The organism is Sphingobacterium bovistauri, from assembly GCF_020295405.1.
Classification (GTDB): domain Bacteria; phylum Bacteroidota; class Bacteroidia; order Sphingobacteriales; family Sphingobacteriaceae; genus Sphingobacterium; species Sphingobacterium bovistauri.
Map to the genome: position 1 here is coordinate 21,643 of NZ_JADEYP010000011.1, position 25,676 is coordinate 47,318.

General features: G+C 35.6%; 21 protein-coding genes. 9 read left to right on the forward strand and 12 right to left on the reverse strand.

Translation table 11 applies throughout. The features are described 5' to 3' along the window. Window positions 1-27 precede the first annotated feature (27 nt). Complete coding sequence (locus tag IPZ78_RS07445; RefSeq protein ID WP_225552369.1) at window positions 28-1,236, forward strand: TCR/Tet family MFS transporter; 1,209 nt, start codon at window positions 28-30, stop codon at window positions 1,234-1,236. 7 nt (window positions 1,237-1,243) lie between these two features. On the opposite strand, the gene ispF is transcribed toward IPZ78_RS07445, so the two are convergent. Beyond that, on the reverse strand, window positions 1,244-1,720 hold the full coding sequence (ispF, locus tag IPZ78_RS07450; RefSeq protein WP_225552370.1) for a 2-C-methyl-D-erythritol 2,4-cyclodiphosphate synthase: 477 nt from the start codon (window positions 1,718-1,720) through the stop codon (window positions 1,244-1,246). Window positions 1,721-1,968: 248 nt separating this feature from the next. On the opposite strand from ispF, the gene IPZ78_RS07455 reads away from it, so the two are divergent. Beyond that, window positions 1,969-3,375 (forward strand): SUMF1/EgtB/PvdO family nonheme iron enzyme, encoded by a 1,407-nt coding sequence (locus tag IPZ78_RS07455; RefSeq protein ID WP_225552371.1) that lies wholly within the window; start codon window positions 1,969-1,971, stop codon window positions 3,373-3,375. A 56-nt stretch (window positions 3,376-3,431) separates the two neighbouring features. On the opposite strand, the gene IPZ78_RS07460 is transcribed toward IPZ78_RS07455, so the two are convergent. From IPZ78_RS07460 to IPZ78_RS07470, 3 genes are read right to left on the reverse strand one after another with little or no spacing between them, the layout of a single operon-like run. Then, window positions 3,432-3,833, reverse strand: a complete 402-nt coding sequence (locus IPZ78_RS07460; protein ID WP_225552372.1) for an acyl-CoA thioesterase — start codon at window positions 3,831-3,833, stop codon at window positions 3,432-3,434. 32 nt (window positions 3,834-3,865) lie between these two features. Next, complete coding sequence (locus IPZ78_RS07465; protein ID WP_225552373.1) at window positions 3,866-5,671, reverse strand: MutS-related protein; 1,806 nt, start codon at window positions 5,669-5,671, stop codon at window positions 3,866-3,868. 42 nt (window positions 5,672-5,713) lie between these two features. Continuing rightward, window positions 5,714-6,370: a protein-L-isoaspartate(D-aspartate) O-methyltransferase gene (locus IPZ78_RS07470; protein ID WP_225552374.1), complete on the reverse strand. Its 657-nt coding sequence runs from the start codon at window positions 6,368-6,370 to the stop codon at window positions 5,714-5,716. 141 nt (window positions 6,371-6,511) lie between these two features. Here IPZ78_RS07470 and blaOXA point away from each other — a divergent pair, with 141 nt between their 5' ends. Together blaOXA and IPZ78_RS07480 are read left to right on the forward strand one after the other, a co-directional pair. Next, window positions 6,512-7,330, forward strand: a complete 819-nt coding sequence (blaOXA, locus tag IPZ78_RS07475) for a class D beta-lactamase (protein WP_225552375.1) — start codon at window positions 6,512-6,514, stop codon at window positions 7,328-7,330. Window positions 7,331-7,346: 16 nt separating this feature from the next. Then, entirely contained in the window at window positions 7,347-8,186 is an 840-nt protein-coding gene (locus tag IPZ78_RS07480; RefSeq protein ID WP_225552376.1) for a DUF4886 domain-containing protein, read from the forward strand. Between the two features lie 294 nt (window positions 8,187-8,480). Here IPZ78_RS07480 and priA read toward each other — a convergent pair whose 3' ends face one another. Then, window positions 8,481-10,958, reverse strand: a complete 2,478-nt coding sequence (gene priA, locus IPZ78_RS07485) for a replication restart helicase PriA (protein ID WP_225552377.1) — start codon at window positions 10,956-10,958, stop codon at window positions 8,481-8,483. A gap of 69 nt (window positions 10,959-11,027) precedes the next feature. Next, window positions 11,028-11,417 carry a DUF423 domain-containing protein gene (locus IPZ78_RS07490; protein WP_225552378.1) on the reverse strand — a complete coding sequence of 130 codons (390 nt, stop codon included), beginning with the start codon at window positions 11,415-11,417 and terminating at the stop codon, window positions 11,028-11,030. Between the two features lie 136 nt (window positions 11,418-11,553). Here IPZ78_RS07490 and IPZ78_RS07495 point away from each other — a divergent pair, with 136 nt between their 5' ends. From IPZ78_RS07495 to IPZ78_RS07515, 5 genes are all read left to right on the forward strand, one after another. Continuing rightward, window positions 11,554-14,181 carry a hypothetical protein gene (locus IPZ78_RS07495; protein WP_225552379.1) on the forward strand — a complete coding sequence of 876 codons (2,628 nt, stop codon included), beginning with the start codon at window positions 11,554-11,556 and terminating at the stop codon, window positions 14,179-14,181. Between the two features lie 48 nt (window positions 14,182-14,229). Beyond that, window positions 14,230-15,240 carry a DHH family phosphoesterase gene (locus IPZ78_RS07500; RefSeq protein ID WP_225552380.1) on the forward strand — a complete coding sequence of 337 codons (1,011 nt, stop codon included), beginning with the start codon at window positions 14,230-14,232 and terminating at the stop codon, window positions 15,238-15,240. A gap of 19 nt (window positions 15,241-15,259) precedes the next feature. Then, window positions 15,260-16,252, forward strand: coding sequence for an FKBP-type peptidyl-prolyl cis-trans isomerase (locus IPZ78_RS07505; protein ID WP_225552381.1), 993 nt, complete (start codon window positions 15,260-15,262; stop codon window positions 16,250-16,252). Between the two features lie 138 nt (window positions 16,253-16,390). Next, window positions 16,391-17,173 carry a TatD family hydrolase gene (locus tag IPZ78_RS07510; RefSeq protein ID WP_225552382.1) on the forward strand — a complete coding sequence of 261 codons (783 nt, stop codon included), beginning with the start codon at window positions 16,391-16,393 and terminating at the stop codon, window positions 17,171-17,173. Window positions 17,174-17,175: 2 nt separating this feature from the next. Further along, window positions 17,176-18,192, forward strand: coding sequence for an asparaginase (locus IPZ78_RS07515; protein WP_225552383.1), 1,017 nt, complete (start codon window positions 17,176-17,178; stop codon window positions 18,190-18,192). 37 nt (window positions 18,193-18,229) lie between these two features. Here the strand turns inward: IPZ78_RS07515 and pstB are convergent, their stop codons facing one another. The 6 genes from pstB to IPZ78_RS07545 form a co-directional block, all read right to left on the reverse strand. Further along, window positions 18,230-18,976 carry a phosphate ABC transporter ATP-binding protein PstB gene (gene pstB, locus IPZ78_RS07520; RefSeq protein WP_225552384.1) on the reverse strand — a complete coding sequence of 249 codons (747 nt, stop codon included), beginning with the start codon at window positions 18,974-18,976 and terminating at the stop codon, window positions 18,230-18,232. After that, a complete protein-coding gene (gene pstA / locus IPZ78_RS07525) occupies window positions 18,966-19,823 on the reverse strand; it encodes a phosphate ABC transporter permease PstA (RefSeq protein ID WP_225552385.1) in 858 nt (285 codons plus the stop codon). The genes pstB and pstA overlap by 11 nt, the downstream gene beginning before the upstream one ends. Next, window positions 19,813-20,703 (reverse strand): phosphate ABC transporter permease subunit PstC, encoded by an 891-nt coding sequence (pstC, locus tag IPZ78_RS07530; protein ID WP_225552386.1) that lies wholly within the window; start codon window positions 20,701-20,703, stop codon window positions 19,813-19,815. The genes pstA and pstC overlap by 11 nt, the downstream gene beginning before the upstream one ends. 2 nt (window positions 20,704-20,705) lie before the next feature. Further along, entirely contained in the window at window positions 20,706-21,566 is an 861-nt protein-coding gene (locus IPZ78_RS07535; protein WP_225552387.1) for a substrate-binding domain-containing protein, read from the reverse strand. A 242-nt stretch (window positions 21,567-21,808) separates the two neighbouring features. Beyond that, the gene (locus IPZ78_RS07540) at window positions 21,809-23,269 is read right to left on the reverse strand and encodes a hypothetical protein (protein WP_225552388.1); all 1,461 of its coding nucleotides are present in this window, start codon (window positions 23,267-23,269) and stop codon (window positions 21,809-21,811) included. 87 nt (window positions 23,270-23,356) lie between these two features. Continuing rightward, window positions 23,357-25,663 (reverse strand): glycoside hydrolase family 95 protein, encoded by a 2,307-nt coding sequence (locus IPZ78_RS07545; RefSeq protein WP_225552389.1) that lies wholly within the window; start codon window positions 25,661-25,663, stop codon window positions 23,357-23,359. Between the last annotated feature and the right edge of the window lie 13 nt (window positions 25,664-25,676).

Below are 25,676 nucleotides of genomic sequence, written 5' to 3' on the forward strand. Positions count from 1 at the left end.
TTGAATCCTTACCTTTATTATTATAATATGAGAACAGGAGCTCCAAAAGGTTTATTATTTATATTTATTACGGTTGTAATTGACTCGATTGGTTTAGGTATTATAATCCCAGTGATGCCCAAATTGATTCAAGAACTTATACATGGAGACTTGAGTCAAGCATCAAAATATGGAGGCTGGTTAGTATTTATGTATGCCTTTACCCAGTTTTTCTTTGCATCGGTATTAGGCAATCTAAGTGATAGATATGGCAGGCGGCCCATTTTACTTTTTTCATTATTTGGCTTTTGTATCAACTACATACTAACGGGGCTTGCTCCTTCCATAGCATGGCTATTTGTAGGAAGATTGATCGCAGGTGTAACTGGTGCAAGTCATACTGTCGCAGCCGCATATATTGCCGACATTAGTACTCCACAAAACAAAGCGCAAAATTTTGGCCTGCTGGGGGCAGCCTTTGGCTTAGGGTTTATACTTGGACCTGTACTTGGAGGCGTTCTTGGCCAATATGGCTCAAGCATACCTTTCTATGCAGCGGCTGGTTTATGCTTGTTGAATGCCATTTACGGTTACTTTGTAATTCCAGAATCCTTAAAACCTGAAAACAGAAGACCTTTTAATTGGAAAAATGCGAATCCAATAGGTGCATTTAAACACATTAAATCATACCCCAATATATTACCATTGGTCATTTGTATTTTCTTAATCAATATAGCTGCAAATGCTGTACAAAGTACTTGGTCATATTATACTATGGAAAAATTCAACTGGGATGAGAGAATGGTGGGTTTATCATTGGGCTTTGTTGGCACACTTCTAATGATTGTTCAAGCGGGGTTAATTCGTCTTGCCATTCCAAAATTCGGGCTTGAAAAATCAATCACAATAGGCTTAGTTCTGTATGTTGTAGCTTATGCACTATTTGGATTTGCATCTGCAAGCTGGATGATGTATGCGATAAGTATTTTATTTGTATCAGCTGGTATAGCAGGTCCATCGTTACAAAGCTGTATCTCGAATCATATCCCTCAAAATGAACAGGGGCAAATCCAAGGTGGTATTACTTCAGTAATAAGCCTTACTTCTATTATTGGCCCTTTGGTGATGACGACACTCTTTTCTCATTTTTCAGAAAAAGAAGTGCACCCTTATTTCCCAGGTGCACCTTTTATATTAGCAGCAATTTTAGCTATCACGGCTTTAATAATTGCCTTAGTCTACTTTCGAAAACAATAAGTGAGCTTTATTTTTGAATCAAGCAAACCGCATATGCTACGACTCCTTCTTCACGTCCAACAAAACCCATTGTTTCATTAGTCGTGGCCTTTATAGAAATATCCTCCACATCCAAGCCCGTAGCTTCAGCAAGCTTTTCCTTCATTTGTGGAATATAAGGTTTGATTTTAGGTGCTTCTAAGCAAAGCATTGCATCAATATTTCCCAAACACCAACCTTTATCTGTGATCAGACGCATGCATTCTTCTAACAACAAAAGACTGCTTACACCTTTCCATTTCATATCCGTGTTCGGAAAATGATAACCAATATCCTCTAAATTAGCTGCCCCAAGAATAGCATCACAAACAGCGTGGACTAATACATCTGCATCAGAATGCCCAAAAGCTCCTGAATGATGATCCAATTGTACACCACCTACTATAAAAGGATGTCCCTCTTTCATTTGATGAACATCAAATCCAAAACCAACTTTAATTTTCATATCGAGCTAAATTAGGCTTTTATTATGAAATAAACACATAAAGTCAGCGTATGACTACAGTTGAATTATAAATAGCAGAAAATTCTACATCGATCTTAGCGCTATCTTATAAAAATATTCATATTTTTGAGTATTACTATTAAATCCAATTGAATCAAATTATGCATAATTTGCGTAAACTTATACCAGCTCTATTAATTACTACAAGTCTGTTCAGTGCTTTTTCATGCAAAAGCAATAAAAATAATGTGTCTGATAAAACAGGTGTACGCTATAATGACCCTGATAATGGAGGCTTGCAAATAAGCCGTAAGGTGAAAGACTCTCCCGGACCAGGATTAATTGCTATTGAGGGTGGAACTTTTATTATGGGGGGAAGTCTAAATGAAGATATTTCCTACAACCATGACAATCCCAAAAGGAAGGTTACCGTAGCTTCTTTCTACATCGATGAAACTGAAGTTTCAAATGCTGATTGGTTAGAATATTTACAATGGATTGGACAGAATTTCCCAAAAGACCGAAAAATGTATTACGATGCACTACCAGATTCTTTAGTTTGGCGTAATCCTTTGTCTTACAATGAACCATATGTGAATTTTTATCTTCGTCATCCTTCATTCCAAGATTACCCTGTTGTAGGAGTATCATGGGAACAAGCAAATGACTATTGTCTATGGCGTACTGATCGTGTTAATGAACATATCTTACGTAGTAGCGGAATTCTTGCGGATTATAAAACAGCAAATCAGCAACAAACAAACGCCCCTTTTAACTCAGATATATACCTAAATGGTCAATATCAGGGACAGGGAATAGATGGCAAGAAAATGCTTAAAGATGATCGCCCAGGCGCTCAAAAAAATGCAAGTAGAACAGCGCGCATGCAGGATGGTATATTAAAACAAGCATATCGTCTACCTACTGAAGCGGAATGGGAATATGCTTCCCTAGGATTGATAGGTAATACATTTGATGGAAATATTGAATCTAGCAAAACATATCCTTGGAATGGACTTGGTGTTAGAGATCACAAACGTCGTACTCAAGGCCGCATGTTGGCGAATTTCAAAATTACTAGCGGAAATAATATGGGTGTAGCTGGAGATTCTAATGACGGAGGAGATATCACAGTTCCTGTTAAGAGTTATCAACCAAATGATTTTGGATTATATAACATGGCTGGAAATGTAAATGAATGGGTAAGTGACGTATATCGTCAATTATCATTTGAAGATTTTGAGGATTTCAATCCATATCGTGGTCATGTCTTTATGAGCAATCAATATGAAGACACAGAAACAGGCAAATTGGCTAAAGATCAATATGGCAGACCTATCAAAATAGCATCTAAAGCCCCTCGTAAACAAACTTGGCAAGATCTACAAGCTAACATTACTCAGAATGCATCGACTACCTCCGTTTATGATAATGACGTAAGAGGATTCAAAGATGAGGTGCAAAAAGAGCTATATGGAAAAACAACACTAATAAACGATAAATCAAGAGTTTACAAAGGCGGATCTTGGAACGATAGAGCATATTGGATGAATCCAGGTACTCGAAGACATATGCAGCAAGATGAATCTAGTGCGATGATAGGCTTTCGATGTGCTATGACTATGGTCGGAAATGTCTTTGGACCAAAAAAATAAAGATCTTAACCTCATTCATAAAAAAAGCGTTCGACTATGTTAGTCGAACGCTTTTTTTATATTATATTCAATCCTTCTGTAACTGATATTGGCTTTTTGTCATCCCCCAAAGCAACAAAAGTGAACATACCCTGAATGGCCAACTCCCGTCCTTCTTCGTACATATGTTCCAAATAAATTTCTACTTTCACTTTCAAACTTGTACGCCCAACACTATCAACACGCGCAATAGCCTCTATAATACTTCCAGAAGGAATAGCTTTCTCAAAATTAATTTTATCTGATGAAACAGTCACCAAACGCTTACGACAAAAACGTGTTGCAGCCATAAAAGATACCTCATCCATAATAGCCATCGCCTTCCCCCCAAATAAAGTGTCATGATGATTTGTCAAAAATGGGAATACCGTTGTACATACTCGAGTTTCTGCTAGATCAATTCTTTCTTCTAAAGTCATTTTTTACTGTAATTTCCACAAAAGTACAACTTCTAATCGTTTTGTACATGCACACCTATCCCCTTCAAGAGCAGCGAAGCATTAAAAACAGTACATTTTCCGTTCTTTAACTTATAATCAAACAGCATTTCTCCATCTTTCACCTGAATGTCAAAATGAAAGTTTTTCAATAATCCTTCGTATTCTTCCTCCAACGATGCTAATTGCAAATCATGTGTTGCAACCATACCCTTACCATTAATAGCTAATATTTTGCGGATAATAGCTTTTGAACCCAAGTACTTATCTACTGAATTCGTACCTCGTAGCATTTCATCAATCAGCACATAGGTATTCCCATCCTTTTCCAATTGTTCTAGAATAAACTTCATTCTATCCAATTCGGCTTTAAACGTAGAGGTGCTCTCATTCAAATTATCTTTGATACGCATATAACTAACGAGCCAATATACAGGAAGAGCCAATTCTTTTGCACAGACCACCGCTCCAGCATAAGCCAAAACAGCATTGATACCTATGGTGCGCAGAAAGGTACTTTTTCCTGCCATATTTGATCCAGTAATCAAAGCCAATTGATGGTCATGAGCTGAATAATCATTCGCTACAGCAATTTTATTATTAATCAATGGATGATTAATTTCAAGAGCAGAAATCCTGTCAGATTGAGGATTATCCAAGATAACAGGCGTTGCCCATGTTTCAAAATTACTTTTTAGCGTTGCCAAACTTATCAAAGCTTCAAATTCAGAAATGATATCAAAAGCTTTAAGTACATCCCCTTCGTAATTCTTCTTCCAATCAACAATGGCTAATACCTGCTTGAAATCCCATAGCAGAAACATATTTAACACCGCACCTACTAAGATGTTGTTGCGGGCGTCCAACTTATCTACCAAAGAACCTAACCCCCTAAATGCCAATGATAAATTCTCTTGTTTACCTGTTCTTAATTCTGATTGTAATTTTTGATTTAGTGAAGTAGTAAATTTCTCACCTTCTACCATTCGTATAGCATCAGAATATGCTATCAATGTAACTCCGATTTTATCAATCCGACTAGAGAAATATGAAACCTTACCTCCCAATGCCATCGACCATATTAAATGTACTATAGCCAACAACAATAGATAATTCCAAATAGGTGTAACAAATAAAGAAACAAAAATCCCCGCCAGGAAAAGAAACGGAGCAACCTTCACATACAATCGCATGAAAGAAGAACCAAAGTTTAATGATTCATCTTTCATATATCGAGTCATAAATGTCTTAATATTTACTTTTTGACCAAGATTAAAAAGTAGTTTCGTCTGTAACAATTGTGTCCACTCGCGTTTAGACGATAGTTCTGCAGAAGCCTCTTGTCTCGCTAAAATTTCACTTTTGGATGCTGGAATAGATAGCCAAGAAGCTAATAACGAAGTACCTTCTACTGTCGCTGAACGATTGATTAATAAAAAAAGTGATTTTTCACCAAAAATATCTAAATCAGAACTATATGCGTGTTTACCATCCTCAAATTCAGCTCCATTAGCATACATGTTTTCTGAATGTTCGTCTACATGAAGTTCATTCTCATTGACACGTAAAAATGCTTTTTTAACATCGCGCAACTTCTCTAGCTTGCTTTGACGCAATACTAAATAAGCGAAGCCTAATACTATCGTAAAAACAGCAGCAAACAACACCCAAATGTTATTCATCTGAAATGTTTGGAATAATATAGCAGCACCAATCAAGATTAGTGCTAGGCGCATTAAACTATTTCTGTTAATATTTTTCTCAAGAACTTGAAGTTCTTCTTTCGTCGCTTGAATATTTTTATTGTAAAATGCCTTCATTAGGGCTAAAGATAGGAAAAAGCCCTTGAAGTATAATGCGAATTACCAAGCTTTGTCGCCCACCAGAGGCACAAAGCGAAAAGTATCTAATTCAATGCGCTCAAAGTCATTTTCTCCCACACGTAATATTGTTACCATTTTTTGGGATTTCTCATCTCCCACAGGAATAACCAATAATCCGCCCAATTTCAATTGCTTCAACATTATTTCGGGAACAAATGGTGCACCAGCTGTCACAATAATCTTATCGTAAGGAGCATGTTCAGCAATACCCTTTGAACCATCCCCCAAAAAGAAATTAGGCTTATACCCCATATAAGGCAACACCTGAATAGTACGCTGGTACAACTTCTCTTGACGCTCAATCGTGTACACCTCGGCACCAAGCTCCAATAAAATACAAGTTTGGTAACCTGATCCTGTTCCAATTTCTAATACCTTATCACCTTTTTTCACATGCAACAGCTCTGATTGGTAAGCCACAGTATAGGGTTGCGAAATAGTTTGTCCATCACCAATCGGGAAGGCAATATCTTTGTACGCTTGATTCCAAAATGTCTCATCAAAAAAGAAATGACGAGGTACCTTTGCGATAGCTCCGAGTACACGAGAATCTTGTATACCCCTACTTTCAAGATGCGTTACCAGCTTCTTCCTTGCGCCCTTTTCTCTGTAATTATCTATGAATTTGTATGCCATCGTCCCTCAAAAATACCATTGTTTGACCACATTATTAAAGAATAAATACAATTACTTCGAAGCCAATAAGTTCAGTTTTACAATTCATATTTTAGGGTTTATAGTTTTTAATAGGTAATTTTATAAATTTATAAAATCAATATGATGATGCGTAATTTTCTACCTTTTATTCTTTTATTTTTTGTTGCTTGTGATTTTCAAGGCAATACCCCCACACGTAATCTAGACTTAAAAGATAAAATAGATGATATATTTTCTAAACAAGATCTGAAAGGAACCATCTTAGTGTATGATGCAAAACAAAAAGTGTACTATTCAAATGATTTTGGATTAGCAGAAAAAGGTTATCTACCCGCGAGCACATTCAAAATCGCAAATTCAATTATAGCTTTTGAAAGTGATGTCCTAAAAGATGAAAATACAGTAATGAAATGGGATGGTCAGAAACGAGCGCTTCCTTCTTGGGAAAAAGATATGAATGTACGTGAAGCTTTTCAAGCATCCTGTCTACCCTGCTACCAAGAGGTAGCTAAAAATATAGGTGCGAAACGTATGAAGACTTACCTAAACAAATTGCATTACAACAATATGGAGGTAAGCGAAAGTACAATATCAGACTTTTGGATAAAAGGGAACTCTCACATTACCCCCTTTGAGCAAATCGACTTTATGCAGCGTCTATATACAAAAAAACTCCCTATTCTTAACACAACATATGATAAGATGTTGCACATTTTTGAAAAAGAAAAAACATCAACCTATACCTATTATGGCAAATCAGGCTGGTCTGAAAACAACAGTGTGAATAATGGATGGTTTGTCGGTTTTGTTGTAAAAAATACTCAAGCATATTATTTTGCACTGAATGCTGAACCGATCGATCAAAATAACACATCAAAATTTACCGAAGGTCGTGAGTTGGCCACACGTGAAGTTTTAAAATTATTACAAATACTATAATCAACACAACTATACAATGAAAAACCTTATTACAAGTTTATTTACCATTCTTTTCATGACCATAAGCGTTACTGCGCAAGAAAAGGTTCTTAAGATTTTAGCCATTGGCAACAGCTTCTCCGAAGATGGCATTGAAAATTATCTCTATGATTTAGCTAAAGCTGATGGCAGAAAGATAATAATAGGAAACATGTACATTGGTGGTGCTTCGGTAGAGTTACATGTTAAAAATTCTCGCGAAGACAAAGCAGCTTATTCATACCGCAAGATAGGGCTAGATGGAGAGAAGGTCACAACAAAAGAGATTCGTATTTCACAAGCCATAGCAGATGAAGATTGGGACTATATAAGCTTACAACAATCGAGTCCTTATTCTGGACAACACGAAGCTATTATGAAAGATTTACCTGAATTGATTACTTATGTAAAGTCTTTAAAGAAATCCCATACAAAATTAGTCTATCATCAAACGTGGGCATATCAACAGGATTCTAAGCATAAAGGTTTTGCGAACTATGATAACAACCAATCCAAGATGTATACCGCAATAGCTGATGCAACAAAGAAAATAAGCAAGATGAAAGATTTTGCTATGGTCATTCCCGCTGGAACAGCCATTCAAAATGCCCGCACGTCCTCACAAGGCGACACCTACACACGTGATGGCTATCATTTAGAATTGACCTACGGAAGATTCACCGCAGCCTGCACTTGGTATGAAAAACTATTCAAAAAGGATGTCCGCAAAAATAGCTACACACCTGAAAAAGTAACAGAAAAGCAAGCTGTGATTTCCAAACAAGCAGCACACAAGTCTGTGAAAAAACCTTTTAAAATATCAAAAGTTAACTTATAAAAGAAAACAAAAAGAGCGAGTAATGTAATACTCGCTCTTTTTGTTACTTCAATTCCTCTGGACTCATTATCTTTTCAAGAATTTATTTACCACGCGGTAAATTATAATTACTAAAAAAATCAAAAACGCTATATTTGCTAATTGCCAAATAAACAACCCCCAAGAGAAAGAATGTACAACCATAATTGACAATTCAAATATTTATGATGAAAAATTAAATTTAAACAAAAAATAAGAGAAAAAATAAATATTTAAATTAATTCCATATTTATTTCATTAGCCAAATATAGGTACCTAATACGGATCAACATCAATTACAGTACGTACTCCTGCATTATGTTTATCCAATTCAAAATGAAGCAAACCTGTACGGATTAACTCCTTCACTTTATGGATACTGATGTTGGTGCGTTCGATTTTCAGTGTAATGGTTTGTATATAATGATTACGCACACGAGAAATCAATGGAGGTTCTGGTCCTAATATTCGATTCCCCAAAGAAGTACGCAATAGATTTGCCAATTTTTGTGCCGAATCTAACGTTTGTTGCTGATCAGGATGTTTGACATCTATTTTGATAATACGATAGAAAGGCGGGTAAGCAAAATTCTTCCGTTCAGTCACTTCCTGCATAAACATACCTGTATAATCATGATTAACAACCTGCTCGATGACGCGATGATTCGGCGTATACGTCTGAATAATTACTTTTCCTTGATCTTGACGACGGCCTGCACGACCTGCTACTTGGGAGAACAAAGAGAATGCACGTTCATAAGCTCTAAATTCTGGAAAATTAATAATTGTATCCGCATTAAGAATACCTATCAAACTTACTCGACCGAAATCCAAACCCTTTGCTACCATTTGTGTACCAATCAACACATCAAATTCATGGTCATCAAAAGCCGAAATAATCCGATCAAAACCATATTTTCCTTTTGTAGAATCTAAGTCTAAACGACCAATTCGTAAATCAGGCATCAAAATCTCCAGTTCTTCTTCTACCCGTTCCGTTCCAAAACCCTTGCTTTCCATATGTGGCATTCCACAGGCAGGACAGACATTCACTGTATTTTCTGAATGACCACAATAATGACAATGCAGGAGATTCGATGACTTATGATAAGTCAAACTCACATCACAATTGACACATTTTGCAACATAACCACAGGTGCTACATTGTACAAACGGTGTATGTCCGCGCCTATTTTGAAATAGAATAACCTGTTCCTTTTTGGCTACAGCTTCTTCAATTCCTTTTAGTAGACTAGCACTGAAATACGAATGCATCTCATCCTTTCGCGTGGCTTCTGGTATGTTGACAATTTCTATTTCGGGCAATTGTGCTTCTCCAAATCGTTGCAACAACTCCACCAATCCATATTTATTCGCTTTGGCATTGTAATAACTCTCAACGGATGGGGTAGCTGAACCTAACAACACTTTTGCATGATGCAAATGTGCTAAGTAAATAGCTGTATCCCGCGCGTGATAGCGTGGAGCTGGATCATATTGTTTATATGAATTTTCATGTTCTTCGTCAACGATAATTATACCCAAATCCCGAAACGGTAAAAACACCGAAGAACGTGCACCCACCACCACTTTAAATTCATTCTTTACTATCTTGTGCCAGACTTCAGCACGCTCATTATCGTTAAATTTCGAATGATAAACCCCCAAATTATTTCCAAAATGAAGCTTCAAACGTTCTGTAATTTGTGTCGTTAATGCAATCTCTGGCAAGAGGTACAACGCGTTTTTGCCCGAAACCAACGCTTGCTCTATCATCCGAATGTAAATCTGCGTCTTTCCAGAAGCTGTGACACCATGCAGTAAGACCACATCCTTTTGTTCAAATAAGGTATTAATGGATTCAAAAGCCTTTTGTTGTGTTTCACTAAATGTAAACTCCTTCGTCAGAAGAATATCGTGGCCTTGAAAACGACTAACTACTTTCTCCTTGACTTCAAAAACTCCTTTATCAATTAACGCAGTAATAGCTCCAGTACCACATCCTGTAGCTTCCATTAAATCTTGACGAGATATATCTTCTTGATTTTTGGACAGTTGCATAAATCCCAACACTGCGTCTTGCTGCTTAGGCGCTCGATTCAAACTATCCAACAGTTCTCTTTTTCCATCTGGATCATTATAGACTGCCGAAAGCCTCAAATAAGCCTTCGTTTTTGGCTTATAGCGCTCTTTGATTTCTTCCGAAATCTGGATAAATCCCTTTTCGAATAATGTTTTTAATAAAGGAAAAACAGATTTCTGTCCTAATATTTTAGACACGTCAGCTACAGACAATTCTCCTGCTACATCTAGCGCATCCAATACTAGAAACTCCTTATCTGATAGTGTTGAACGATCTTTATCATCATTAGAAACAGCTATTATTTTTGTTTCTGAAGCCATTTTTAAGGCAGCGGGCAAAGCGGCTTGCATCACTTCCCCCAAATGACACATATAATAGTCTGCTATCCAATCCCATAATTTCAACTGCCCTTCGTCTACAAGAGCATAATCGTCTACCACATCTATGATGTATTTGGCCTCATATTTCTCGGGTGGCTCAGTCGATATTTGCTTTACAATAGCAGAATAAACCTTATTACGGCCAAATTGCACAATAACACGAACGCCTACTACTACCTTATCATTCAACTCAAATGGCACACGGTAGGTGTACGTTTTAGCAATAGCCAAAGGCAAGATAACTTCTACAAAATAAGTCTTTCGTTCTGCAAACAAATCTGGATTCGACATATACACAAATGTAAAAAAAAAGCCCTTGATAGCATTTATCATGGGCTGAATATTTTAGACTGTTAATCTTTAAGCTCTGTTTTTCAATGCTGCAACGAACAACCCTATCCATCCAACAATGAAACATAATCCACCAAGAGGCGTGATTGGCCCCAATATAGAAACCTTTTCGAGACCTATAAGCTCTCGCACACTCAGTAAATAAAGAGACCCTGAAAACAAGAATATACCTATAGTAAAAAATATAAATGAAATACGAATAGATTGACTTTTCGCTCTTGAAAAAGTAGACAAAAATAATATAGCGAAAGTATGATAAAAATGATATTGATTTGCAGTTTTCCACGTATCAATATGATAATCGCTTATTTTCCCTTCTAACCCATGAGCACCAAACGCCCCCAAAATCACAGCTATAAGTCCAAATAATGAAGCTGTTAGAATGATTTTTTTATTCATTAAAGTAGTCAATAAAATATATCCTTGTTAATATTAGTCATAAATGTAGTAAAAAAACAGAAGAAAAAACTACACAAAACAATCATTTTGGAATGGATTACTTCTTTTCAAAATCGGAATTAAGTAGGTTTGTAAAATGAGGAATACGATTATTATTACGGTTATACTATTTATTGGAGTAATTGCTGCTTCCGTTTATTACTTTCGTGATATAAACAAAGAACAGCATAATACATTAAAACCCCTAAAATATCTTCCTGATAACACATTCTTAATTGCATCTATCAAAAACGATGAGATTACAGATAATATTTTTAAAAATTTCGATTTATTTGATGCTTTGCTAGGCAAACAGGAGCTTCAACTTATCAAAGAATATAAAAACAAAATATTACGTCACGAAGCTTTACATGATTTTATAGAAAACCAAGACATCTACATTTCATTTCATCCTGAAGCAGATTCATTAAACACATTATTTACAATCCCCACTTCGACAAATATTGAAGAAAGTGATTTTGCTGTATTAAAGAATGAATTTGGTCAATCCTATAAATTAGCAACCATCGACACATTAGGAGAAAAAATAACAACATTTAGTAAAGGGAGTCCAGAAACAGTGCTATACACTATTTATTATCAACACCTTCTTTTCGCATCTTATTCAAAAAGCACTTTACTAGCTGTAATAAATAAGAGTATCCCAAAATTATCAGAAAACCAAATTGATTATTTCATTCATAATAATTCAAGAAACACTCCACTAAGTATATATTTTCCACATCAAAATTATGGCGCTATAATCAAACATTTTCAACAAAGAGAAAAAGGAGTTTTTGCAGACCAATTCATTGGATTAGAGGGACAGTCGGCATGGAATATAAATTTCAAACAAGATGCTCTGATGCTAACTGGAGAAAGTGAAATTAAAAATTCCAAACATAACTATTTAGCTCTATTTCGAAATCAGACTAAGAAAACACAAAGATTATATAACTACTTCCCTTCGAATACTGCTGTATTTATGGAGTATAGTGTTAGTAATTTCCCAAAATATCAAGCCGATTTAAAGCAATATTTTGAAGCACGTGAAGAATATAAAAAATTGGAATCCACATTCCAGTCATTAGCAGATAGCAGCTCATCAGTTAGTAAATTACAACATGTATTGCAACATAGTTTTGCCCTCGTCGAACAAACAAATCAAGTGCATATTGGATTTGTAGGCGTAAGTGACACCTCTACATGGAAAGAAATAGCAAATCGTATCTTGGATGATGAAGGGGATAACATTTACCGCTTTAGAAACGCTAATGTATTTTACGCGTTGTATGGTGAAGCTTTCAAATACCATACACGTCCATATATAACCAGAGTAGATGATGTGTTAGTAATAGCAAATTCTAGAAATGAATTACAAAACTATCTAACCAATTTCCGTCGTAAAGATTTACTTACAGGGACGTTGGGATTCAAAAACTTTGAAAAACTTCAAGGAAATGAGGCAAACGTAACTCTATTTGTACATAACAAAAACTCTTTGTCAAAGATATTATATTCTCTTCCTAGCCATTATCAAAAGAATTTCAAAGATAAAGACAATTTTGGATTCCAAGACTTTTACTCTTGGTCTGTACAATTATCTGGCAACAATGGCAATTTCTCTTCCCAAATCTACGCGCTCTACAAAAGCAAAAATGCGCTGGGAAGTACACCTGACTGGACGTATCAGTTCGATGACAGGGCAATTACTGACCCTTATGTGTTTGAGCAATCAGACACTAATCAAATGATCTTAATTCAAGAGTTAGACCATACTCTTCACGCTATCCATCCTAAAGGAAGTAAATTGTGGTCTACTGTAATTTCTGGACGTATAGTTGGCGAAATGCAACAGCTAGCAGACCGCAGTATTGTTTTTGTCACAGACAAAAATCGCCTGTACCGAATAGATACCTCAGGCAAAACTTTGAAAGGATATTCAACTGGTATTCCAAATGAACCTACAGCATCACCTTTATTAGCTAAGTCTATGAATAAAGATGTAATCATCATACCTACACAGGATGAAATTCTCGCATACGACTTAGGTGGAAATAGAATCGCAGAGTGGAAATTTACTGAATTTGACGGCAAAATATTGGGACCAATTCAATCTATAGGTAAAGAATTTGTATTTGGAACAACATATGGCCGAATATATATTCTTAGTGAAGATGGGTCCTTAAAAAAGGAGATTGATATACCTGGAGACGTTGAATTTAAAACCCCAATTGCCGTGGTTGATTTAGGCAGTTCTAAGTATGATTTTTTCGCATACGGTACGAACTCAACACTCTATAGAATCGGGATTGACAAAGTAATTTCAGAAGTAAAAATAGATACGCAGACTGAAAAACACAATGGTGCTTTCATAAACATCAACGGCTCATCAGCTCCAGAATTTGTACTAATTGCAGACAATCAACTGAGTGCCTATGAACCATCAGCATCAACTGCTATCTTTGAATACCACTTTACTAAAAACATTGATGATAAGCCACAATTTTTCAAAAATGGAACATCAAATAATCATCTAATAGGGGTCGCCTCAAAAGCCACGAACTTGCTGTATCTTTTTGGTGACAATGGAGCTATAATTGAAGGTTTTCCTGTGGAAGGCCAACCTTTATTCTATTATGGAAAGGTAAATTACAGCTCTGACACGTATCTTTTGTGTATGCGAAGAGATAAGAAGCTGTATGCATTTAAGCATCAAAAATAATTTTACGTAGAGACTATTTATTTGTACGTTTGTATTCTTAATAAAGATATGTTACGAGGAGAAGAAAATTTAAATTTACTGACCAAACCTAGACGAATTGCGATTACGACACACCACAAACCTGATGGTGATGCATTAGGTTCTTCATTAGGTCTTTACCATTGGCTCAAGAAGAATAACCATGATGTTTCTGTTGTTGTTTCTTCTGATTTCCCTTCTTTTTTGGATTGGATGCCAGGGCGTCAGGATGTTGTTTCCTATCCCGAACAACCTGAATTAGCACAAAAATTAATAGCAGAAGCTGAGATAATATTTTGTTTGGATTATAGTGCATTATCCAGAACGAATATCTTAGAACCAATTATAGCAAATGCAACAGGTCAAAAGTGGATGGTTGATCACCATTTAGACCCTGAAGAATTTGCTCAATTGACATATTGGGATTCTAATGCCGCAGCTACCGCACAGTTAATTTATACGTTCATAGCTGAAGTATGTCAGTCTCCATCTCAAATCGATGCAAACATTGCGACATGTCTCTATGCAGGTATAATGACTGACACAGGTTCTTTCCGTTTCAGATCAACTACATCTGCTGTGCATCATATTATCGCGAGTTTGATAGATGCTGGAGCTCGTAATTGGGAGATTCACGAACGTATTTATAATAGTTCAACAGAACGTCGCCTAAAGTTTCTAGGCTATTGTCTATTAAATTGTTTGGAAGTAATTCCAGAATACAATACAGCATTATTTGCTATTAGCAAAGAAGATTTAGCACAGTTTCAAATTACAACAGGTGACACTGAAGGATTAGTGAACTATGCTCTCTCTATTAAAGGGGTAAGACTTGCTGCATTATTTGTTGACAGAACTGAATTAATTAAACTATCTTTACGCTCAATTGGCGAAATACCTTGTAATGAGATATGTAAAAAGTATTTTAATGGAGGAGGTCACCTTAATGCTTCTGGTGGTAGTTCTTCTGAAGAGTTATCAGTAGTAGTAAACAAATTTAAATCAATTTTACCTGAATACTCAGAAATATTAACAAAGTAAATAAGTATTAATCAATAAAATGAAAAAATCAATTTTAGTATTAGCTGCTGCAGTAGGTATTTTCACTACTTCATGCCAGAATTTCAAAAAAGGAGACGGTGGTCTTGAATACAAAATCGTGGATGACGAAGGTGGTGTTAAAGCTGCAGATGGAGATCATTTATTTGTAGACATGATTGTGAAATCTGATAGAAATGATTCATTAATCCAAAGCACATATGATTTAGGATTACCTCAATATGTGAACATCGTATCAGATACTATACCTGGAAACTACAAAGGAAGTTATTCTTCAATGTTCAAACATCTAGGAGAAGGTGATAGCGCTGTATTCCGTCTTAACTTGGATACAATGGCTTCTAAATCAGGTCAACCAAAACTTCCTATCGGTGATAAATACTTAACTTTCATTGTTAAGGTAAGAAAACATTTCAAAAAAGCAGAATTACCTGATTCAATTGCTCACGTAGAATTAGACAAATATTACAAAGAATTAATTGGCAATCTAGAGAAAGCTGAAGCTGGCAAAATCGAATCTTATGTTAAATCTAATAAGTTAGAGCCTAAGAAAACAGCTTCTGGATTACAATATATTGTAACAACTGAAGGTAAAGGTGTAAAACCAGTAGTAGGTGATACTGTAAAAGTAAATTACGTAGGTAAATTAACACATGGTAAAGTATTCGATACTTCTATCAAAGAAGAAGCTGATAAAGCGAAACTTCCAGTTAACCCAATGCGTACATTTGAGCCGATCAAATTTGCTTTAGGTGTAGATCCAGTTATCCCTGCATGGGTTGAAGGTTTACAATTATTAAACAAAGGTGGTAAAGCAACATTAATCATTCCTTCAAGCTTAGCTTACGGTTCAAATGGTGCTCCTCAAGGTGGTATCCCTCCATTTGCTCCACTTATTTTCGAAGTAGAATTGGTTGATATAATCAAAGGTACTGCTCCAAAAGTAGATTCTGCAGCAACAGTAGCTCCAGTACCTACTCAACCAGCTAACTAATAGCAAATAATACATAATATATCCTTCGATATATTATTAATATAAAAATGAAAACACGATTTTGTTAGCAAAATCGTGTTTTTCTTTTTTAAATGGATTATTTTTTAACAAATCGTTACTTTTACACCTTATATAGACATGACAAATCCAAATCATATTCTTACAGATACGCATACACATATCTATTACCATATAGGTAGTGATAAGATTCAGGAACAAATTGAACGCTGTCAATTAAACAATATTCAGCGTCTATTTTTACCTAATGTAGATACAGATTCTATCGAACAAGTATTAAATACGGTAAACTCTTACCCTACTATCTGTTTTCCAATGTTAGGACTCCACCCCTGCAGTGTAAAAGAAAATTATAAAAAGGAATTGTCAACTATAGAAAATGCTATCACAAAAAATAAGATATATGCAATTGGTGAGATTGGGATAGATCTTTATTGGGACAAAAGTACTTTAGCGTGGCAACAAGATGCCTTTCGAACTCAAATTAATTGGGCAAAAGCATTAGGTTTACCAATTGATATTCATTGTCGTGAAGCTTTTGATGAAATTTTCGAGATTTTGGAAGAGATGAATGATGATAAGCTATTTGGAATATTCCATTGCTTCACCGGAACTTTGGAACAAGCGAATCGAGCAATTAACTTGGGTTTCAAACTCGGAATTGGAGGAGTGGTCACATACAAAAAAGCAGGCTTAGATGCCGTTGTAAGAGAAGTTGATTTACAGCACTTAGTTCTAGAAACAGATTCGCCCTATTTGGCACCATCACCATACAGAGGCAAGGAAAATGAAAGTTCATATCTTATTCACGTAGCACAGAAGGTTGCTGATCTACATGAAACAAGTATTGATGAAATAGCAAAAATAACAACGCAGAATTCTAAAGATATATTTGGCATATAGTCATGAAAATATTCATCATATACACCGGAGGCACCATTGGAATGGTTCAAGATGAATCAGGTACATTTGTACCTTTTGATTTTGAATTAATCAAAAACAATCTTCCTGATTTGAGTCGATTAGATTACCAATTGACCGTCCACTCCTTCAATCCAATAATAGATTCATCTAATATGAATCCCGAAATTTGGATTGAAATGGCGCAAATTATTAAAAACAATTATGATGAATATGACGGATTTGTGATTCTACATGGATCAGATACGATGGCCTTTTCAGCATCTATCCTGAGTTTCTTGTTAGAAGGGTTACAAAAACCTATTATCTTTTCAGGGTCACAATTACCAATTGGTGAAATTCGCACCGATGCACGCGAAAATATGATGACTGCATTGGAAATAGCGAGTGCTAAGCACAATGGAAAATCTATTGTTCAGGAAGTCTGTATATTATTTGACAACAAACTATTTAGAGGAAATCGTTCTTTTAAATATAACTCTGCAAAATTTGAGGCCTTTAGATCGCCAAATTATCCAGTATTAGCTGAAGCAGGTATACATTTGAAATATAACTTTGATGCGCTGATGAATAATTCAGATAAAGAATTTATTTGCCACAATCATGTTGATAATCATGTTGGCGTATTAAAGTTATTTCCAGGTATCTCTGCAAATACTATTAAATCCATTTTAGATGCCGACGTTCGCTCTATCGTCATGGAAACATTTGGCTCTGGAAATACAACCACTGACAAATGGTTTTTGGATTTGTTAGAAAGTGCTATCAAACAGGGTAAAAATATTCTTAACATCTCACAATGTAAAGTAGGCTCTGTCGAATTAGGGCGCTATGAAACAAGCCAAGGCTTAAAATCTATTGGTGTTTTAAACGGTTATGATATGACATTCGAGGCAGCAGTTACCAAATTAATGTATCTGCAAGGTGAATTAGCGGATCAAGCTGCAGTAGCTTATTGGGTTGAGAAAGATATACGCGGCGAATTAACCGTAAATGACTAACTAAAAGAGCCACAATTTACATTGTGGCCCTTTTAGTTTACCCGAAGTTTCCGTTGATATAATTTGCAGTCATTTCTTCTTTTGGATTATTAAAAATTTGGTAGGTATCACCTTCTTCCTTAACTTCTCCAAGATACAAAAACACGGTCTTATCTGCTATACGTTGTGCTTGCTGCATATTATGTGTCACAATCACAATCGTATATTTTTCTTTTAAATGCTTTATTAGCTCTTCAATTTTAAGAGTGCTTACAGGATCCAATGCCGAACAAGGCTCATCCATCAATATTACTTCAGGACGCAGCGCTACAGCTCTCGCAATACACAAACGTTGTTGCTGACCACCTGATAATCGTGTCGCGGGCATCTTCAAGTCATTCTTAACTTCCTCCCAAAGAAACGCTTCGCGTAAAGCCTTCTCGATTACATCTTTACCATGCGGCAAATTGTTTATTTTCAAACCGTATGCAATATTCTCATATATACTTTTTGGAAATGGATTTGCCTTCTGAAAAACCATTCCAATTCTTTTTCTAATTTCAGTAACAGGAATAGATTTATCGTACAAATCTTGATTCTCCAATTTAAGAGTCCCGGTAATTTTCGCATCAGGAGACAAATCGTGCATTCTATTGAAACTACGTAGAAGTGTACTTTTACCACAACCCGAAGGACCAATTAATGCTGTGATTTCATTCTCATTAAATGAAACATTAATATTTTTTAAAACTTCTTTTGCTCCGAAGCTAATATGTAAATTCTCTGTTGATAACTTAGTTTTCATTTTTTCTGTATTTATAACGAATATAGAACGCTGTCAAATTTAATAAGAAGACAACAATTATTAATACTAATGCAGTACCGTAAGCGATTGGCCGTACTTCTTCAATAGACTGATGCTGAGTAGAAAGCATATACAAGTGGTATGGCAAAGCCATAAACTCATTATCAATCGCACTTCCCATTCCATTAATATAAAATGCTGCACCTGTAAATAATATAGGCGCTGTTTCTCCAGCTGCACGTGACAAAGTCAGTACCACACCAGTCAAAATTCCTGACATAGCTGATGGCAATACTACATCTTTGATTGTTTCTAACTTCGTAGCACCTACTGCTAACGCTGCTTCACGCGTACTTGCTGGAATACGCATCAACGCTTCCTCTGTAGTTGTAATAATATATGGCAACGATAATAATCCTAGTGTTAAACCAGCAGCAACCATAGAAGTACCCAATTGCATCGCCTGAACAAATAATGCTAGACCAAATAAACCATAAATAATTGATGGTACACCTGATAGATTACGTATAGCTGCACGAATTGTTTTTGTCAACCAATTATCTTCGGCATATTCGTTCAAATATATTGCACAACATACACCAAAAGGAATAGAAAATAAAGCTGTCAACAAAGTCAATAATACTGTCCCTAAGATTGGAGTTAGAATTCCTCCTTTGGTCATACCTTCACGGGGAACCTCAGTTATAAAATCCCATGAAAGAGAACCTGCACCCTTGGAAATGATTTCCCAAATAATGATTACTAGGAAAAAACATACTAACCCCGTTGTGATTAATAATGTCCCCCATTCTACAATGGAGCTGAATCTAAATTGCTTATGCTGCATGGTACTTTCTGAATCGATTAATAAAAAATTCGCCTACTAGATTTGCCACCAAAGTCATAAAGAATAGTACCGTTGCGATGGCATATAATGAGAAGTAATGTGTTGTTTTGTACGGTACTTCGCCCATCTCGATAGCGATAGTAGCTGTCATAGTCTTTACCGAGTCAAACATTCCTTCTGGTAATAATGAAGCATTACCCGTCGCCATTAATACTGTCATGGTTTCACCTATCGCTCTTCCTACCCCCAACATAATAGCCGCTATAATACCAGGTGCTGCTGCCGGAATGATAACACGACAAAGGGTTTGCCATTTTGTAGCACCGACACCATAACTGGCCTCTTTATATGTTTTGGGAACAGCATGAATAGCATCCTCAGCTACCGTAATAATAGTAGGCAAAGCCATTACGGCAAGTAAAATTGCTCCATTCAACGCATTCAATCCATTGGGAAGATTTGCTAAATCAGCGATACCTGGCCCAACTAAAACAATACCTAAGAATCCGATAACTACAGAAGGGATAGCAGCAAGCATCTCAATAGCTGGCTTTAAGAATGTTTTCAGCTTTGGACTCGCATACTCTGCAATAAACGCTGCTGTACCGATTCCGAGAGGAATAGCGATAATCATCGCACCAAATGTCACTAACGTAGTACTTAGAATAAGTGGCAACATACCATACTGAGGGGTTTTCCCCGTAGGATTCCACTCCAATCCTGTGATAAAATCAAGAGGCTTGACATCCAGGAAAAATAAAATAGAGTTGTATACAAGTATCGCTAAAATCCCCCCCAAGGCTGCTAATACAAGTAAACCCGTAATTTTGAAGATATACTTAAATATTATATCTAATGTTATTCGAGCTTGATATTTCATGATCAATTTTCTTTTACATAGTACCCGTGTTCACGGATTATTCCTACACCTTTTTCCCCAATTTCGAAATCAATAAATGGCTTTACCTTATCCCAAGACTTCTTCAAAATAAACTGATAAAGGGGACGTTGAAAAAAATACAAATTATTAGTAATCGCATATTTATCTACAGGTGAATACGCTGTGTCCTGAGCTGTCTTTTTGACTTTTAACACTTTGACACCTTGTTTTTGCTCTGATTCTGGAGATAAATAACCAGCACCAACATATCCTATACCAGATTTATCGGCCTTTACACCTTCTATTATTTGTGCATTACCCGTCATTTCTTTTGCTTTAGGAGCAAATTCAACCTTCAATTTCTTCTTCATAAAAGAATAAGTACCCGAACTACTCTGTCTTCCATAGATATTGATTGGCATGTCAACTTCTGTAAGTTCATTCCAATTTTCTATTTTCCCGTCCAGTACTTTCCCCAAAGTTTCCAAATCAATCTCACTAAGAGGTAAATCTTTATGCACAATTACAGCTGTTGCATCTTCTGCAAAAACTACTGTCTTCAATTCAATATTTTTTTCTTTGAATTGTTCGACCTCTTCATCGGATAACGGTCTAGACGAATTTGCTATGTCAGCTTGATCATTCAATAATGATGTAATCCCTAATCCAGATCCACCTCCTGAAATAGCAATACTAAAATCCGGATCAATTTCGGTAAATTTTTCAGCTAAATTAACAGCTAGATTCACCTCAGTATCAGACCCTTTCATTTTGATTGAATGTGTTTTATCAGTACATCCTGATAATAACATCAGTCCTAAGAATGAGCTAAGTACAGTTTTATATGTTATGATTTTATTCATCGATGCAAAATTGCAGGGTTGGTATAACTAAAACATTAATGTATTGTTAAGTTAATGTTAATAGAGAGGATGTTGTGTAAAAAAAATGTCAGGGCACACACTGACAAACAAGGTAATCACTTGATTACAAAAACAATATAACAAATATATTGATTAAAATAAGTTTAACAAATCATTACGTAAAAGAAAAGGAGTTAAACTCAATAGTTCAACACCTTTTACTCTTTAGTAGATTGTACTAACTAAAAACTGGCTACACTGCCATTATCCCAATTTTCATTTTTCTTTATTTGAAATCCCACGGTATGTTGTGGATCTTCAAGTAACTGACCGCGAAAAACCAATTGAACATTATTTTTGATTGAACTTCCTAATTGAAAAGTTCGTAAAATCTCATTTTGTCCATGCACCTCAACGGTATAATTGAGGGGTTCTACGGCTGTCATAAGTCCCATAAATTGATTAAAAATAAGTTGCTTATTCACTTGGAAGTCATCTGAAATCTCTACACTTGATTGATCAAGAATGGGGTTATTAATCGTGGTAGTAAATGGACTGTAGTAGAAAGGTTCATGCTCTTGTTTAAAAACGATCTTTTTGACGGATGAAAGATTTAAATTATCAGTGAATTCCACCTTAATTTGACTATACATACGTTGTAGTACGATATTAGAGGTCATATTACCCGATACAGTCAATTTCCCTGAATACCCAAATATTTCAGCATACTTATTTGAAAACAAATTTGAAGCATACACATCTGTGGACTTCAATATGGTAGAAGGAAAAACAAGTTCACTATTAGAGTTATTTAAAATAAAAAATACATCATACTCCCCTACTGGTAGATCCAACTCCAAATTTAATTGTTGAACATCATCAAGCTCACCGTCAATTACAATATTTGAACGTTCTTTGTGGAACAAAAAATAATGTAATTTATTAATAGAAAAGCTGGACGCTTCAGGTGGAGCAATACCAACTATGTGTAAATTATCTATTCGTAAGGTTCCTTGACTATCGCTGTAATTACTGATACCTGTTCTATCCCCAGCTTTGGGAACAATCTTGATCCATAGTTCCTCTCCTGAAATTGTAAGTGTGGACAGATTGTATGTAAATGAATTTTTTGCTGTTGATGAATTATTTACAAAATTGTTAACAAGTGCAATTTCTTTGAAAGTACCTCCTTCATCAAAGCTATAATACAATTCAAAGTCTTTAGGTCCTGTATTAGACCCGGTCATATCAAACCCCAATCTTGCTAGAGAAATTACATCTTTGATAGGGAGTTTAATTGTAATTTGACTCGGCCCGACAAAATTTGCTGCTTTACCAGCTGTATAATTTTCAAATGCAAACCCATTACCATAAGTAATAGGTTTCCCATCATTATATATAATTACTGGACTAGTAGATTTTCGATATTTGACATCTGGAGTTAAAGTTTCGGAATTGAAACTCCAATAGTATAAAAATCCCTCACTATAATTAGAATTAACTCCAGTGGCAGCTATATGCTTCTTTGTGGAGGCTGCATTCTTCAAGAAGTTTGTCGTACTCTGAAAATTTGTAAATGTAAAATTTACTGGATAGACTAAGTCATTTTCCTCATCTACGTATGAATCCCTTTTACATGAAGCCGCTAAAAAAATGATGAATAAAAATGAAAATCTACAAGCTAAATGAAATAGAGTTTTCATAATATTAAATTAATTATTGTGATCTGACTACTAGTTAGTTATCAAATTGAATTTACAAAAATTAATTTAAAATATCATTATTTAATTTTAAAGAACAACTCGATTAACCACATCATTCACACGTAAATTAACAATTCTTCCTTTTGTTCCATGAATTTTATAGGTCACAACTTTATTGTTTTTCCAAACTATGTCTACTGAAATATTCCCACGTACACGAATACCTCTAACTTCTCCATCAGACCAATTGCTTGGCAAAGCTGGCAATAAGTGAATAAAACCATCATGACTTTGCACCAGCATCTCTCCTATCCCTGCAGAGCCACCAAAATTACCATCTATCTGGAAAGGAGGATGTGCACAGAACAAATTTGGATAGGTACCAGCAGAAACTTTACCATCCAAACTTATAGCCGGTTTAAGTAATTGACGAAGGATTTCTAATGCATGATCACCATCATGCAACCTCGCCCAAAACAAGATTTTCCAAGCACGTGACCATCCCGTACCTCCATCACCTCGTACTTCCAAAGTCTTTTTAGCAGCATCAGCCCATTTTGGGGTAGTAATGGGCGAAATAAATGGCGCTGGATAAAGACCATATAAATGTGACACATGACGATGTGTAGGTTCTACTTCATCATAATCCTCCATCCATTCCATGACACGACCTGAGTTACTAACGACCACTGCAGGAGGAATATGTTGTAATTCGGATCTCAAAACACTTGTAAACGAATCATTGATTTGCAAAATAGAATCTGCCGCAATTACATTTTGAAAGAGTTCACGTACAATTTGAATATCAATAGTCGGTCCCATTACGACAGAAGCTGCTTTTCCATTAGATAACCGAAAAGCATTTTCGGGAGAAACTGATGGTGAAGTAACATATTGTCTAGTTTTAGGATCAAAAACATTGGTGTGTTTGTAAAACTCTGCAGCTCCTTTTAAAATAGGAAATACTTGACGCAGGTATTCCTTATCTTCTGTAAACTGGTAATGTTCCCAAAGATGGTTACACAGCCATCCTGAAGCTGTACTTGCACCCCAGGACGCATGCTCACCAGGTGCAGTATATCCCCAAATATTGGTCATCATGTAAACTACCCAGCCTGGAGCATTGTAATATGCCTTCGCCGTTTTTTTCCCCTCATCCGAAATACGTTTTATTAAATTAATAAAAGGTCTATGGTATTCAGAAAGATTGCCCGTTTCTACACCCCAGTGGTTCATTTGAGCATTAACATTAAGATGATAATCTCCATTCCAAGGTGTTTGAATCTGATGTGCCCACAATCCTTGTAAATTTGGCGGTAAAGCCTTATCAGAATTACGTGCAGTACTCGATATAGTCAAATAGCGTCCAAACTGATAATACAATACTGCTAATCCATTGTCTTGAGCAGGATTTTTAAAAAAGTTAGCCAATCGCTGATCTGTAGGAAGATGACTTTTGGATTCATTATCCTTTATATTCAGATTTACTCTATCAAACACCTGTTTATATGCACGAATATGCTTAGTTTTTAGCTTTTCATAATTCAGCTTTGAAGCTAAAATATTGTTCACATAATCTGTAGGATTGTGATCATAATAATCTGTAGTTGCAGCATAATAAATGATTAATTGATCTGCGTCTTTAACAATGATTTGATTATCATAATTACTAATAGTACCTCCTTTATTGACCACCAGAAATTTACTCGCATAACTTAACCCATCACCTCCAATTCCATTGGGTAAAATTCCTTCAATTAGAATTGTATTTCCATCAACAATATGAGATTTTACATTCTCATCACGATAAAAATGCAGTGCCACACTAATAGACTTTTTCTTATTCGCGGATAATTTAACCGCACCCAAATTTTTATCTTGTGAAACAAAATATTCGCGTGTATATAAAGTATCTCCTAAGGAATAATGTGTTTTTGCTATTCCCGAATTCAAATCCAATTCTCTGTGATACCCGGTCCCCTTTTTAGAATTTAAAAAATTTATATTTAAGTAACCCAAATTTTGAAAACATCCATAAGGAACCTTTGCTCCATTACCATGTCCTGAACCAGCCCCAACGCATACAAAATTCTGATTAACTAATTTTTCTGCTTCGTCATTTTTCCCTTGAAATAAAAGCTGTTGAATTGTACTAAACTGCTTATAGGATTCATAATTGTTTGCATCTTGGTAACTACCAGACCACATTGATATCTCATTCAACACAATATTTTCTTCCTGAATACCTCCATTTGGCATCATCCCTATCCAACCATTACCAAGAGGAAGAGTCTCTTCCCAAAGTGCAGCTGGTTTATCGTACAATAACTTCAAATCTTGAGCCTGAAGACTCATAAATAACAAACAGAGAATAAGAGAGAATATGTTTTTCATTAGGTCGATTTAG